This is a genomic window from Paenibacillus beijingensis, from assembly GCF_000961095.1.
Taxonomy (GTDB): domain Bacteria; phylum Bacillota; class Bacilli; order Paenibacillales; family Paenibacillaceae; genus Paenibacillus_O; species Paenibacillus_O beijingensis.
Map to the genome: position 1 here is coordinate 958,082 of NZ_CP011058.1, position 12,386 is coordinate 970,467.

Annotated in this window: 14 protein-coding genes; 4 read left to right on the forward strand and 10 right to left on the reverse strand. The window is 54.5% G+C overall.

Annotation, left to right across the window (positions count from 1 at the left end):
- Nucleotides 1-69 precede the first annotated feature (69 nt).
- Both VN24_RS04465 and VN24_RS04470 read right to left on the reverse strand, forming a co-directional pair.
- Nucleotides 70-1,179 (reverse strand): Gfo/Idh/MocA family protein, encoded by a 1,110-nt coding sequence (locus VN24_RS04465; protein WP_045669434.1) that lies wholly within the window; start codon nucleotides 1,177-1,179, stop codon nucleotides 70-72.
- Nucleotides 1,180-1,436: 257 nt separating this feature from the next.
- Nucleotides 1,437-2,888 carry a glycoside hydrolase family 32 protein gene (locus VN24_RS04470; protein ID WP_052702783.1) on the reverse strand — a complete coding sequence of 484 codons (1,452 nt, stop codon included), beginning with the start codon at nucleotides 2,886-2,888 and terminating at the stop codon, nucleotides 1,437-1,439.
- A gap of 246 nt (nucleotides 2,889-3,134) precedes the next feature.
- On the opposite strand from VN24_RS04470, the gene VN24_RS04475 reads away from it, so the two are divergent.
- Together VN24_RS04475 and VN24_RS28560 are read left to right on the forward strand one after the other, a co-directional pair.
- Entirely contained in the window at nucleotides 3,135-3,350 is a 216-nt protein-coding gene (locus tag VN24_RS04475; protein ID WP_045669436.1) for a substrate-binding domain-containing protein, read from the forward strand.
- Nucleotides 3,351-3,588: 238 nt separating this feature from the next.
- The gene (locus VN24_RS28560) at nucleotides 3,589-3,789 is read left to right on the forward strand and encodes a DUF6199 family natural product biosynthesis protein (protein ID WP_045669437.1); all 201 of its coding nucleotides are present in this window, start codon (nucleotides 3,589-3,591) and stop codon (nucleotides 3,787-3,789) included.
- A 1-nt stretch (nucleotide 3,790) separates the two neighbouring features.
- Here the strand turns inward: VN24_RS28560 and VN24_RS04485 are convergent, their stop codons facing one another.
- On the reverse strand, nucleotides 3,791-4,675 hold the full coding sequence (locus VN24_RS04485; RefSeq protein ID WP_045669438.1) for a LysR family transcriptional regulator: 885 nt from the start codon (nucleotides 4,673-4,675) through the stop codon (nucleotides 3,791-3,793).
- A 130-nt stretch (nucleotides 4,676-4,805) separates the two neighbouring features.
- On the opposite strand from VN24_RS04485, the gene VN24_RS04490 reads away from it, so the two are divergent.
- Nucleotides 4,806-5,717 carry a PhzF family phenazine biosynthesis protein gene (locus VN24_RS04490; protein ID WP_045669439.1) on the forward strand — a complete coding sequence of 304 codons (912 nt, stop codon included), beginning with the start codon at nucleotides 4,806-4,808 and terminating at the stop codon, nucleotides 5,715-5,717.
- A gap of 497 nt (nucleotides 5,718-6,214) precedes the next feature.
- Here the strand turns inward: VN24_RS04490 and VN24_RS26170 are convergent, their stop codons facing one another.
- The 3 genes from VN24_RS26170 to mutY form a co-directional block, all read right to left on the reverse strand.
- On the reverse strand, nucleotides 6,215-6,934 hold the full coding sequence (locus tag VN24_RS26170) for an IS200/IS605 family accessory protein TnpB-related protein (RefSeq protein WP_052702784.1): 720 nt from the start codon (nucleotides 6,932-6,934) through the stop codon (nucleotides 6,215-6,217).
- Nucleotides 6,935-7,250: 316 nt separating this feature from the next.
- Nucleotides 7,251-7,925 carry a bifunctional 4-hydroxy-2-oxoglutarate aldolase/2-dehydro-3-deoxy-phosphogluconate aldolase gene (locus tag VN24_RS04500; RefSeq protein ID WP_045669440.1) on the reverse strand — a complete coding sequence of 225 codons (675 nt, stop codon included), beginning with the start codon at nucleotides 7,923-7,925 and terminating at the stop codon, nucleotides 7,251-7,253.
- The gene (mutY, locus tag VN24_RS04505; RefSeq protein WP_045669441.1) at nucleotides 7,912-9,435 is read right to left on the reverse strand and encodes an A/G-specific adenine glycosylase; all 1,524 of its coding nucleotides are present in this window, start codon (nucleotides 9,433-9,435) and stop codon (nucleotides 7,912-7,914) included. The genes VN24_RS04500 and mutY overlap by 14 nt, the downstream gene beginning before the upstream one ends.
- 433 nt (nucleotides 9,436-9,868) lie before the next feature.
- On the opposite strand from mutY, the gene VN24_RS04510 reads away from it, so the two are divergent.
- Nucleotides 9,869-10,207 carry a c-type cytochrome gene (locus VN24_RS04510; protein ID WP_045669442.1) on the forward strand — a complete coding sequence of 113 codons (339 nt, stop codon included), beginning with the start codon at nucleotides 9,869-9,871 and terminating at the stop codon, nucleotides 10,205-10,207.
- Nucleotides 10,208-10,336: 129 nt separating this feature from the next.
- Here the strand turns inward: VN24_RS04510 and acpS are convergent, their stop codons facing one another.
- From acpS to VN24_RS27610, 4 genes are all read right to left on the reverse strand, one after another.
- The gene (gene acpS / locus VN24_RS04515) at nucleotides 10,337-10,747 is read right to left on the reverse strand and encodes a holo-ACP synthase (protein ID WP_045669443.1); all 411 of its coding nucleotides are present in this window, start codon (nucleotides 10,745-10,747) and stop codon (nucleotides 10,337-10,339) included.
- A gap of 6 nt (nucleotides 10,748-10,753) precedes the next feature.
- On the reverse strand, nucleotides 10,754-11,563 hold the full coding sequence (nadE, locus tag VN24_RS04520; protein ID WP_045669444.1) for an ammonia-dependent NAD(+) synthetase: 810 nt from the start codon (nucleotides 11,561-11,563) through the stop codon (nucleotides 10,754-10,756).
- A gap of 18 nt (nucleotides 11,564-11,581) precedes the next feature.
- On the reverse strand, nucleotides 11,582-12,016 hold the full coding sequence (locus VN24_RS04525) for a BrxA/BrxB family bacilliredoxin (protein ID WP_045669445.1): 435 nt from the start codon (nucleotides 12,014-12,016) through the stop codon (nucleotides 11,582-11,584).
- A 211-nt stretch (nucleotides 12,017-12,227) separates the two neighbouring features.
- On the reverse strand, nucleotides 12,228-12,368 hold the full coding sequence (locus tag VN24_RS27610) for a hypothetical protein (RefSeq protein ID WP_158453646.1): 141 nt from the start codon (nucleotides 12,366-12,368) through the stop codon (nucleotides 12,228-12,230).
- Nucleotides 12,369-12,386 lie beyond the last annotated feature (18 nt).

The following is a 12,386-nucleotide window of genomic DNA, read 5'->3' on the forward strand; positions in this document are numbered from 1 at the left end:
GTTTTTTTCAAACATTTATTTCAACCATTTATTTTCAAACATTTCGCTCTCCCGAAAATCCAACTCCCGTTACATGGACATTTCCGCGATGACCGTGTCTTCATATGCATGCCTGCTCCCGTCCACAATCTCGCTCACCTTCACAGGCTGGCCGGTATGTGCCGATTCCAGCGCGGCAAAGACGACGCTGAGCGCCTCCAGACATTTGGCGGAGCTGGAAAGAGGAGGCGTTCCGTCCGCGATAGCGTCCCACAGTTCCTGGAACGAATGGGCAAACGGGTCCTGCACGACATTCCCGGCATACTGCTCGATCAGCTCTTGATGGGAAATGCGGCTGCCGGAGTCGAGCAATGCGTGCTGGCCGGGCCGGAGGCTGCCTTTGCTGCCGTAAAGGTGCAGGCCCCCGGTCCCTTCGCCGTGGATTGCCGTCGCGCACATCCAATGCCCGAGCGCGCCGCCTGCAAAGCGCAGCACCGTTACGGCCACATCCTCTCCCGTCGGCTCGATCGTGACGCTTCCGTCGGTGCGCACTTTTTCAAAAATTTTCGTATACGCAAACACTTCATCAACGGCGCCGACGACTTCGAGAAACGAATGCGTGCGGTGAACGCCGTGGTCATTGATCCATCCCGCTCCCGCGCGCCCTTTCATATGACGCCATGGCGTTCCGGCAAAAAATCCGTTCCGAACCGGACTTGTCGCATAGTCCATCACGAGGTACACACTGCCGATCAGACCGTCCTGCACCGCTTTGGCCGTCGCCACATTGCCCGCGCCGAGTATGCTCGGCTCGCACAGGGTAAGCACTTTGCCGTATTTGGCGGCATCATCGATCATTTTGCGGCCGAACGACGGGGAGATGGCGAGCGGCTTCTGCATTTGGACATGAACGCCCGCCGCGAAGCAATCTTCGGCAACGGTATGGTGGACGTCATGCGTAACAAGTATCGAAACCGCAGCCAGATTTTCCCGCTCGAGCATCTTCCGGTAATCGGTGTAAACGTTCGGTCTAACTCCCGTTTCCTCGCTTACCTTCGCCGCGAACCGCCCCGCTTTGTCGGGGTCTAGGTCGCAAACGGCGGCAATATCGAAAGCGGGCTTCCCTTCGTTCTTTAACGAAATGAGCCCTTGCAAATGGGCGTCCGATATAATGCCGCAGCCAATAAATCCGAGTTTCATCGCAATCCCTCCCAAAGGTTTTGACGGAGTCAAATCATGAGCATCGAAAGCATAGGCTTAGGTTTTGAAATCAGACCGCATGGAGGAATCGACGCAAGCGGACACATGAGCCGCTATATACCTCCAATCGCTCGTTTTTTTGCATGTAGGCGGACCGAGGAGCCGTTAATCGCTGTAAATCAACACGAATTGACTGATCCATGAACGAATAACAGATCCTCGGTCCGCGAATGTTGCAGATGAGCGATCGGCCTCAATCACCAAATGGAACGAAGCGGGTAAATGTTCAAATTGGAAAAAAGCGCGCTTCCGCCGCTCGCATAAAGCTCCAGGGAGCCGCTTGCGGCGTCCGGATAAATGAGCGACGTAATTACGCGCTCCCCGTCATCGACAAACACTTCAACGATGGAAACGTCTACGAATACGTGCAGCTTTACCCGGCGTTCCGCAGTGCTGTAAGGCGCCTCGAACCGCTTGGCGAATCCGGCCGGCCCGCCGCTTCGGCTCTGAATGTCCGAGAATCCCGACCGCGTACGGTCCAGAAACAGGCACGCGTTATTAGGGCTGTATCCGACGGCGGTCGCTTCCCGGTCCGAAACGCAAAGACGGATCCCGAATTCCTCCGCGTCTTCCCACTCAATTTCGGTTACGAGCTCATAGGAGGATCCGCTAAAATCGAGGGAAAGCGCCCCGTCGCCTACGACTGCCGGCTGAAATTCCCGGCGGCCCTCGCGCAGCCGCTGCAGCTCTTGGGCCGGCTGCTGTACGAGGCCGATCGTGCCGTCCTGCAGCGTTTTAAGCGAGAGTGAACGCGGGATCGACATGCCGCCTTTCCACGGCTCGGTCGGTCCTTCGAACGGATACTTCCAATTCGACGTCCACCCGAGCCATATGCGCCGGCCGTCTTCATCCGGGACATCCGAGTATGATACGGCGGCATAAAAGTCTTGGCCGTAATCGGTCCAGCGGACTTCCGCAGCCGGCAGATCGTTCACAAACGTCCGGCCGTCGAATTCGCCGATAAAATATTGCGCGGTCGAGCCGTCGGTTTCCGCATTGTCTCCCAGGCTCACATGCAGCACCCATTTCAGCCGGTCCGGGTTCCCGTCAATCGGCAGCGCGAACAGGTCGGGACATTCCCATACTGCAACATGAGACCCTTGACCTTCCCCGAATTCGCTTTCAAACGTCCAGTCGATCAAATTGTCCGAGCTGTAGAAGTGCACGCACTGGTCGGCGGAAACGACCATCACCCACTTGCCGCTCTCCTTATGCCGCAGCACCTTCGGATCGCGGAAATCTTTCAAACCCGGATTCGGAATGACGGGATTGCCGGCATATTTAATCCATGTGCGCCCGCGGTCGGCGCTGTAGGCCAGACTCAGCGACTGGAGCCCGTCCTTGAAGTGGGTGAACAGCGCAACGAGCCCGGCGCTCCCTCCGAACAGTCCGCTGGAGTCGTCCCAATCGACGACGGCACTGCCGGACCAGCAGTCGCCCAGCTCGTCGCGCACAAGCGCCAAAGGAAGATGCTCCCAGTGCACAAGATCGGTGCTGACCGCATGCCCCCACTGGCCTGAATACTGATAAAACTGATGATATTCGCCTTCAAAAAAGACCATCCCGTTCGGGTCGCTCATCGGTCCTGCAGGCGGTGTAAGATGAAATTGCGGCCGGTAAAGCTCCTTGTAATCCGTTTGTGCGATCATTCCTTGTCTCCTTTCTATGTTGCCGTTGTCTTTTTCATTGCGCCAGTTAATTTGTGCATTTGTAAACTAAAATTATATCAAAATAACCATAAAGACAACTGAATTATACCGCTTACATAATTAAAACGTCAACGAACAGGATGTTTACATTTGCACAAATTTGAGATGCGATGTCATTGATTCTTTTTGGCATGTTGAATGGTACAAAGGAGAACGAAATGGGATCAAAAGTAACGATCCAGCAAATTGCCAACGCCCTTGGATTGTCAGGTTGTCGGATTCGACGATATCCCCGGTGCCGGGATGATTGATTCGCCGTTGACCACCGTCCGCACCTATAAATACGAAATCGGCGAGCGTGCGGCCGAGTCGGTTTTGGCCCGCATTGCCCAGCCCGGCCGGCACCAGGAAACGATTTATTTGAAAACGGATGTTGTGTTCCGGGGTTCTGCGAGAGGATGAAAAAAATTTTAAGGAAATTATAAGGTTTCGTTCAGGTTGCGTTAAGATAGCAATTTTATAATAACGCTATGACCCCCCTTTATTATAGATTCTCTCTAATTGGCCTGCGGATTTCTCCGCAGGCACTTTTTTTTAGCCGAAGCTTTTCCCTGCGGATGGGAATGCATCGAAACGCATATCCCGTCGATTCGTAATAAGGTATGAATCTCCTAAGTCATAATCTAGTGAGGGCAGTATAATGACTTTTATAGCCATTTTTCTTCTTCTTGCAGGATTTTTAATGGTTTTCAAAACTTCCCTATTCTGGAGCATCACTGAACGATGGACATCTAAGGACGGCACAGAGCCTTCGGACCTTTATGTTTGGAATACACGCTTTGGCGGGATCATGTGCATGATCGTCGGAATTGCAGGTATCGTTATCGACATCGTGACTTGATTCATTTCGTCTTATCGTTATTGCTGAATAAATCCAGCGCGAGTCGGACAAATAAATTCACTGCCGGCGATGCTTCTTTGAAAGACGGACAAGCCAGACCCAGATGCCTCCATACAGCTGGCTCCAAATCTCGAATCTGCACTTCCGGCAGATCACCATCGGGTAGCGCTAATTCGCCTAAAATCGAAAGGCCCAGCCCCTGCTCGATCATTTTTATTATCGTGACCGTGTTCAAGACTTGGAACTCCATTCGCAGCTTCGTCTTCGCTTGCTTAAACAAGTTGACAATGGGCGCCTCGTATCCTCGTGGCATAATGAACGGTTCATTGTTCAATTCCTCAATGCGGATGAACGGCTTATTTCGAAGGGGATGGCCGCTCGGCAGCACGGCAACCATTTTGTCTTTGGTGAAAGGGATAATGTCCATATCCTTATTGGGAAGGAGAACGATTCCGATGTCGATGACACGGGTATTCAGCCATTCCTCCACTTCATGATAAGTCCCTTCCAGCAGGATAATTTCCACATTCGGGTATTCGCTGCGAAATTCACCGATTATTTGGGGAAGGAACCGGGCCGAGGCGCTCGGGAAACTTCCGATTCGCAAGGTTCCCGCTTCCAATCCTTTCTCGGCTGTTACTTCCTGTTCGATAATTTCAAGCAGATTTAATATCCCCCGAACGTGAATGAGAATCCGTTTGCCAACGTCGGATAACATCAATCCTCTTCGGCGGTCGCGAATCAAAAGGGTGACTCCCAAATCGGCTTCGAGACTGGATATGGCATGACTTACGGCCGGTTGAGTCATATTTAACGCTTCCGCGGCTTTGGAGAAGCTTCCCAAATCGATGACTTTAATCAATACGATGAACTGAGTAATGGTCATAAGTAAATCCTTATCTTTAATATAATTATTATTCATTTTACTTATATTAATAGAAAGTCTATCATACGGATTAAGACATCACAAGGACTCTCAATAAGCGCAGCAAGGATGTAAAAATGGAGGGATAATAATGGACAGTACCGGAGAAAGACAGTTGTATATTGTCGATGCATTCACAGACACCCCTTTCAGCGGAAATGCGGCCGGAGTCGTTCCCGAAGCGGACGGACTCGGAGAAAAGAGAATGCTGCAAATCGCCGCTGAACTGAAACAATCCGAGACGGCTTTCCTGGCGCTATCGAATCATCCGGACGCCGATTTTCGCGTGCGTTACTTCACGCCGCAGGAGGAGATTGATTTCTGTGGGCACGCTACGGTAGCCGCGGCATGGGTTTTGGGGAGTGAGTACGGCTGGGCCGAAAAAGCGGAACGGGTCGTTTTCGAAACCAATATCGGGCTCGTTCCGGTCGATCTTCTAAAGGAAGACGACCGATTGAAGCTTGTAACCATGACTCAGGTTGCTCCCAAGCTGCAGGAAATCGATGTGACGACGGAGGAGATTGCGCGGCTGGCCGGTATTTCGCCGTCGGATGTAGACCCGCGCAGTCCAATCAAGCTCGGCTATACCGGAAACTGGCATTTGCTGTTGCCTGTCAAAACCCGCGAGGCCATTGACGTCGCACGCCCTTTATTGCCGGAATTGGCTGCAATGAACCGGCGGTTCCGGATCAGCACGACTCATCTGTTCACGTTCGACACGCAGGACGATAACTACGATCTTTATACGCGCGATTTTGCCCCTGCTGTCGGAATTCCAGAGGACCCTGTTACAGGCGCGGCGAACGGCGCCTTGGCCGGCTACCTATTGTTGGAAGGCATTATCTCGGCGGACTCCCGCCGACTGCGAATTGCGCAAGGCCACGCGATCGGCCGTCCGGGGACTTTGTTTGTCACCGTTACCCCCGGAGAACGGGCTCCCGTTATACAAGTCGCGGGCAGTGCGCATATTTCGATCAAAGGAACGCTAAATAACGCTAAATAACGCTAAATAACGCTAAATGACTAGAGTTATCGCTCTAACGGTGTAATTTTCTGGCGCGGCGAGCTGTGGACGTTTTTTTGTATCCGCCCGCCGGTCCCGATTTCTCAGTCCACCACCATATGGTGCTGGTGTTTGAACACCTTTTGAGTATTATCCCATTAACTCAGAATTTCTCAGTCCATGAACGTATGGTGGTGTTTGAACACCTTTTTGGGTATTATCCCATTAACTCAGAATGACTCGAAAACTTCGCAGAAGTCAAAACCGCAATTCCTAAAAAGTTGATAACTCGGCTTGACCTGCTTTCCAAGAATTTGATAACTGATCTCAAGACTGCGGCATTCCGAAGAAGTTGATAGCTGAACTCGAGTCTGCGGCATTCCGAAGAAGTTGATAGCTGAACTCGAGTCTGCGGCATTCCGAAGAAGTATTGCGTTGAAGTCTCCCGCCACCTACGGGTTGTAGCCTTAGAGGTGGGGGATTCAACGTTCCAAGTCTTAGCCGACTAGGATACGCTTCGGATGCTTCAAGCACCCATTATCCCTTGCTGAACGAATCAGATCAGGACTACCTTTTTGCTTCATGTATTTCCGCAATATATTCAGACTTCCATTTACATCCGCATTGATCGCAAGTCCCATATTCGATACGAATAGCCCGCGATGAATCCGGCGCCCCGGCGCATACGATTTCTGCGAAATGTTCTCTTCGTCCAAAGCCGAACAGCCGCTCGTGTAGGCTTCATTCTGCCTGGTTACTTTAATCCCAGCGAGCTTTGCCTTATAGGTGATGAGATCAACGAAACGGGCATGAGGGATTTGGACAAACATTTTGCACGGATGTTCGTGCTTAATGCCTTTCATCTTGCCGATGACGATCGTGCGGCATTGATGCTCCACAGCCAGATCTACGATCTGCCGGCTGGCTTGATGCAGAAAATTGTGAACATACCGGTTTGATAAAGTTTGATATTGCAAGCTGAGCTTTACAATCGAGAAGAACCTGAAGATGCTGGTACTTAGAACATGCTGGTACTTAGAAGATGACTGTGCCTGCTGTATGCCACTCTTCCCACTTTCGTATCTATCGATATATTCTAGCGTTTCCGTATTTCCTAGCAGTTCAACTGGCCTGTTTCTGAGTGAAGGGGATAATGCTCCAAAGATTATAAATGCACGATAGACTGCGCGTACATCGCGTACAAATTCCGCTTTCAAAAATTCATTATCCATTCCTGATTAGAAGTAAATGGCAGATCTGGTGGCGATCTGACGGTCCCGTAGCAGTATGAAGAACTCGGAAGGCGCTCAAAGCGCCTGTTTCTGAGCGAAGGGGATAATGCTCCAAAGAAGCTGAAAATAGGAATGGAAGCGGCCAAATTTTATCAGCAATGCGGCCCGTCGATTCAAGCCCACGCAGCCGATGACTGATCCATAGCACTGTCCTATCCGCAAAAAAGGCAGCAGCAGTCCGTGACTTTATTTCAATCCCGTCCCGGACTCCGCGATGTGTTTAAGGGTGTTCAGTATTATTTTAGTTAGCGTGAACGTACGCCTTAACAACCGACACAAATGCGCGCGCGCGTTCCTCCACCAGATCGAATCTGCCTTCCCGTACCCAGTCCAGGTTGACGAGCTTGCTGCCCATGCCGACCGCAGCCGCGCCAGACTTGAAGTAATCGGCGATGTTGTCCAGCGTGACGCCGCCCGTCGCCATCATCGGGATATGGTTCAGCGGCGCTTTCAGCTCCGACAGATAGGCGAGGCCCAGCGATGTCATCGGAAAAATTTTGACCGCTTCCGCTCCCGCTTTCCACGCCCGCACGATTTCCGTCGGCGTCATGACGCCGGGCCAAACCGACAGCCCGCGGCTCGCCCCGTAGGCGACCACTTCCTCATCAAGATTGGGCGAAATGAGAAACTGCGCACCTGCCGCTTCCGCTTCCTTCGCCTGCTTCAAATCGAGCACCGTGCCGGCGCCGATATAAGCTTCGCTGCCGAACAAGGAGCGCCAGCGCGCAATAATACCGAGCGCTCCGTCCGTATTCATCGTCACTTCCATCAGCCGGATTCCGCCGTCCGCAAGCGCTCTTGCCGCGCGGTCCGCATGGCGGTCTTCGATCCCTCTGAATATGGCGACGATCTTCTCTTCAAGCAGTACATTCAATAAACTCACAGGCCACTCTCCTCTGCCGTTAGTCCGCTTCATCCCAGTAATCGTTTAATATTTTGGCAAAAAGATTCGGGAACGCCAGCTCCCGCATCTGCTCCGGCCCGATCCAGCGGTAGCCCGGCGGCAGCTTATCCGCTGCGCCGGCCGTCGGCGCGAGTCCCTCCGACGCACCGCCGGATTCGCCGACGGCGGACGCCCCCCGGGTTTCGCCAACAGCGAACTCACCGCCGATGCTGCCGAGCCGCGGCTTGCCGCCGCCCGCTTCATTGCCGGCGCTTATGCTCAGCTCGCTGATGCTTATGTCGCTGCCGCTATCTCCACCTCTGTCGATGCTCCCCGGCTTGCCTCCGTTTTCTCCGCCGCCCCGGCCTGGCGCCGCGCTGTACGCCGCCGCCGATTCGGCGGCCGCGAGCGGAACGCTCCAGATCCGTCCGGACTCTCCGAGCTCGGCCAGGTATACCTTCACCGTCCAGTGCAGGTGGCTGAACGTATGCTCATGGACCGCCAGCCAGCTGCGGGCGCTCACGATAAGCCCCGTCTCGGCGCTCATCAGCCTCCGCAGCTCGCGGGCGTCAGCCGCGCGCTCCTCGAGATCCGGCTCCGCCTGAGACCCCGCCCGCCTTCCGTGCGACGCCCTGACTCCCGGCGCGGCCGGCGTTTTCGCCCGCCGGCCGCGCGGTTTGTCTGCCGCCGCGCCGTCTTCTTCGAGCAGCACATGCGGCAGCTCCCACATCCGGGCAAGCAGCCCGCTGTCCGGCCGCTGACGCACCAGCACCTTGCCCGCGTGCTCGCCGGTGCCGGCAATCAAGGCGCCGAGCCGGATTTGCGGCTTGGGCGGCTTCGCTTTCGTCTTCACCGGCAGCTCGTTCTCCTTGCCGGCGATCCGTCCGGCGCAGTGGCTCATGACCGGACAAGTGAGACAGCCCGGCGATTTGGGGGTGCATACGAGCGCTCCCAGCTCCATCAGCGCTTGGTTGAAATCGCCGGCCGCCCCTTCCGGAATAAGCGAAACGGCAAGCTTCTCGATTCCGGTCCTTGTGGAAGGCTTCGCAATATCGTCCTCAAGGCAGAAATAACGCGACAGCACCCGCATTACATTGCCGTCCACCGCAGGCTCCGGTCGGTTAAAGGCGATGCTCATGATCGCCCCCTTCGTATAGGGGCCGACCCCTTTCAAGCCGGCCACCGCTTCCGTATCGTCCGGCACGACGCCGCCGTACAGCTCCATCACCTGACGCGCCCCCGCCTGCAGATTGCGGGCCCGCGAATAGTAGCCGAGCCCTTCCCAGCGCTTCAGCACGTCCTCTTCCGGCGCTTCCGCCAGCGCCTTGACCGTCGGAAAACGATCCATAAACTTCAAGTAATAAGGGATAACGGTATCGACCCGCGTCTGCTGCAGCATAATTTCCGACACCCACACCCGGTACGGATCGCGGCTTTTTCGCCACGGCAAATTGCGGTTGCCCGCCTGGTACCAGGCAAGCAGCTCGCGGCTGAACACCGCTTTTGCTTCGTCCGGCTGCGGGTATTGTTCATTGTGTATCATGAAAGTGGAATATCCTCCTTAAGCTCTTGCACCGGCCGAAGCGGCTGCCGGTCTACTTGTATACGCACTATTGGCCATTCTCACCGGGCTCTGTTTCGGTTCGATATCTCAGGTCGATGAACCGAACCGGACCTTGGTTCCGCTATTGGATTCAAAATAGGGCATGAAACGAGTTGAACGGATCTTTTGTCCATTCACTCGTGATGATGCTGCGAATCGATTTGAATAGCGGATTTCTTGTCCGCTCCATATCCAATCAGCACCTAATCTCATCAAGCACCTAATCTCATCAGGCATTAATGATAGTTTTGAGCCATTGTTTGAACGAATTATTGTTGCCAATATCCTTACTTTGTTCCCGAACCAATATATATTATAGTTATCAGACAGCCAAATTGATAGAAAATCGGGCAAAATATTGGAGGACCACACGATGAAATCTCTTCCCGGAGTTATTGCGGCATGCTCGGCCACCTTGCTGATTACCAGCTGCGGCGGCACGAGCAGCCCTTCCGGCACGTCAAGCGGCATGCCGGATGGCCCCAAAGAAACAGTCGGCTTATATATGGCCAACTGCATTTCGTGCCATGGCACGGACTTGCAGGGCCGGATGGGGCCGGAAACCGACATTCACGCGATCGGCGGCAAATGGTCGAAGGAGCAGATTGCCGCGCAAATTGCGAACGGCGGCGGTCTGATGCCCGCATTCAAGGAGCGGCTGACGGAGGAGCAGATTGGAGCACTGGCCGACTGGCTCGCCGCTCATAAATAAGCGCAAAAAAACATCCCGGACCGCTGATCTGCCAGCGGACGGGATGTTTGAGCGGAAGGGATGTTCGGGCGAACGGGATGTTCGAGCGAACGGGATGTTCGAGCGATGGGGTGTTCGTTAATTAGCGAGTTATGAAGGTGATCCCCCGGGAAGCTCCGCGACGGCGAAAGCCGAAGCGAGCCCCTTTTCGTGCGTGATCGTGATGTGCATAAGCGGGCGGACGGAGCCGTCATAACCGAGCCGCTCCCATGCCTTGTCCGACAGCCGGCATTGCGGCTTGCCGCGTTCGTCGCGACCGATTTCAATGTCCGTGAAGCCGACGGAAGCGCCGATGCCGCAGCCGAGCGCCTTGGCAACGGCTTCCTTGGCTGCGAAGCGGCCCGCGACGAATTCCGCCCGGCGCGCATCGCCGAGCGAATGGGCAAGAACGGGCTCCCCGCCGCTCAGAACCCGCGCCATAAACTTGTCCCCGGATGACCCTGCCAGCAGCTTGGCCACCCGGGAAACATCACACAAATCGTGTCCGATTCCGATAATCACCGGCGGTTAAATGCCCGGAATGGCGGCACGCTTATGTTCGGTTTTCAAATATTGCTTCTCCAGCAGCTCGCGAACTTCAGGGGCCACTTCCTTGCCTTCCAAATAAGAGCTGTTGTCCTCGTACGTAATGCCGAGTTCCGTCTCGTCGGTCTGCCCTTCCCAAAGTCCGGCCGTCGGCGCTTTGTCAAGCACGCTCTGCGGTACGCCCAGACGCGCGGCAATCTGGCGCACTTGACGCTTGTTAAGCGAAGTGAGCGGCGTAATATCGACGGCTCCGTCGCCCCACTTCGTAAAAAATCCGGTAATCGCTTCGGAAGCATGATCCGTGCCCACCACGAGCAGGTTCAATTCGAACGCAAGCGCGTACTGCTTCACCATCCGCGTGCGAGCCTTAATGTTGCCCTTGGCTCCCCGGCTGATATGGCGCGATACGCCGATGGCTTTCATCGCATGCTCCACTTCCAGCGCGATCTCGTCAACCGCCTCCTGGATGTTCGTTTCCACCTTATGCTCCAGCTTGAACGCTTCCGCCACTTCGTAGCTGTGGGAGATGTCAACCTGTTCACCGTAAGGCTGGAAAACGCCGAGCGTCATATAGTCACGGCCCGTTTCCTTCGTCAGCTCGTCGGTCGCCAGCTTGCACAGTCCGGTCGCAACCGCGCTGTCGATGCCACCGCTGATGGCGATCAAAAGGCCGGTTGTGCCGGCCTCCAGAACATATTTTTTCAAAAAGTCGACCCGTTTGCGGATCTCCTCATCCACGTCAATGACCGGTTTAACGCCCAAACGTGCGATAATCTCCTGCTGCAGCGTCACTGCAATCCCCCCTAACAATTATCGGCAGAAGCGGTCGAAAGCGGATGTCAGTTCCGCCGCAATCTCCTGTGCCGAACGGTTCTCGATCGAATGACGTTCAATAAAATGAACCAGCTCTCCGTCTTTCATCAACGCGATGGAAGGGGACGAAGGCGGGTACGGTGCGAAATATTCGCGCGCTTTGGCGGTTGCTTCTTTATCCTGTCCGGCAAACACCGTGAACAGGTGGTCCGGTGTCACGTCGTGCTGCAGCGCGGCGGCAACGCCCGGACGGCATTGGCCTGCGGCGCATCCGCAAACGGAGTTGACGACGACAAGCGCCGTTCCTTTGGCTGCCGGCAGCTTTTCTTCGACTTCCTCGGGGGTACGCAGCTCCTGAATGCCGAGAGTGGTCAGCTCATCGCGCATCGGCTGCACCATATCTAACATATAACGCTCAAAAGACATGGACATGTTTATACACTCCTTATTGAATCAGAATTTTGTAAATCAGCATTTTGTTTATTATACCGCATAATACCTTATTGGGAAAATGTATGAATGAAGTGCCGCTCCGAAAAAAAAAAAAGCAGCCGGCCATTAAGGCGCGGCTGCCCGGTCCTGCCCGCCCGCTTCCGGGCGGTCATCACGTTTAAGTCGGGAGACGAGGTAACAGCTAAGTCGATTACGTAGCCGGCCGGTTCGGGCCGTCAAGCTTTTTGTCGAAGCCGACCGATTCCGGCGACTTTCCTTTGCCGGGAATATCCGAGTTGTCCTTATTGCGCGGAGCGGTACCCTTTTGCTGCTTATTGGTCATATCGTTCATGCTCGTCATACCTCCCAT

Bases quoted from the DNA above. Each gene is read 5' to 3' on its own strand.
- VN24_RS04500 (WP_045669440.1), bottom strand. From the start codon at position 7,925: ATGAAGCGGACTAACGGCAGAGGAGAGTGGCCTGTGAGTTTATTGAAT.
- VN24_RS04490 (WP_045669439.1), top strand. From the start codon at position 4,806: ATGGACAGTACCGGAGAAAGACAGTTGTATATTGTCGATGCATTCACA.
- mutY (WP_045669441.1), bottom strand. From the start codon at position 9,435: ATGATACACAATGAACAATACCCGCAGCCGGACGAAGCAAAAGCGGTG.
- VN24_RS04470 (WP_052702783.1), bottom strand. From the start codon at position 2,888: ATGATCGCACAAACGGATTACAAGGAGCTTTACCGGCCGCAATTTCAT.
- VN24_RS28560 (WP_045669437.1), top strand. From the start codon at position 3,589: ATGACTTTTATAGCCATTTTTCTTCTTCTTGCAGGATTTTTAATGGTT.
- VN24_RS27610 (WP_158453646.1), bottom strand. From the start codon at position 12,368: ATGAACGATATGACCAATAAGCAGCAAAAGGGTACCGCTCCGCGCAAT.
- VN24_RS04485 (WP_045669438.1), bottom strand. From the start codon at position 4,675: ATGACCATTACTCAGTTCATCGTATTGATTAAAGTCATCGATTTGGGA.
- VN24_RS04465 (WP_045669434.1), bottom strand. From the start codon at position 1,179: ATGAAACTCGGATTTATTGGCTGCGGCATTATATCGGACGCCCATTTG.
- VN24_RS04510 (WP_045669442.1), top strand. From the start codon at position 9,869: ATGAAATCTCTTCCCGGAGTTATTGCGGCATGCTCGGCCACCTTGCTG.
- VN24_RS04525 (WP_045669445.1), bottom strand. From the start codon at position 12,016: ATGTCCATGTCTTTTGAGCGTTATATGTTAGATATGGTGCAGCCGATG.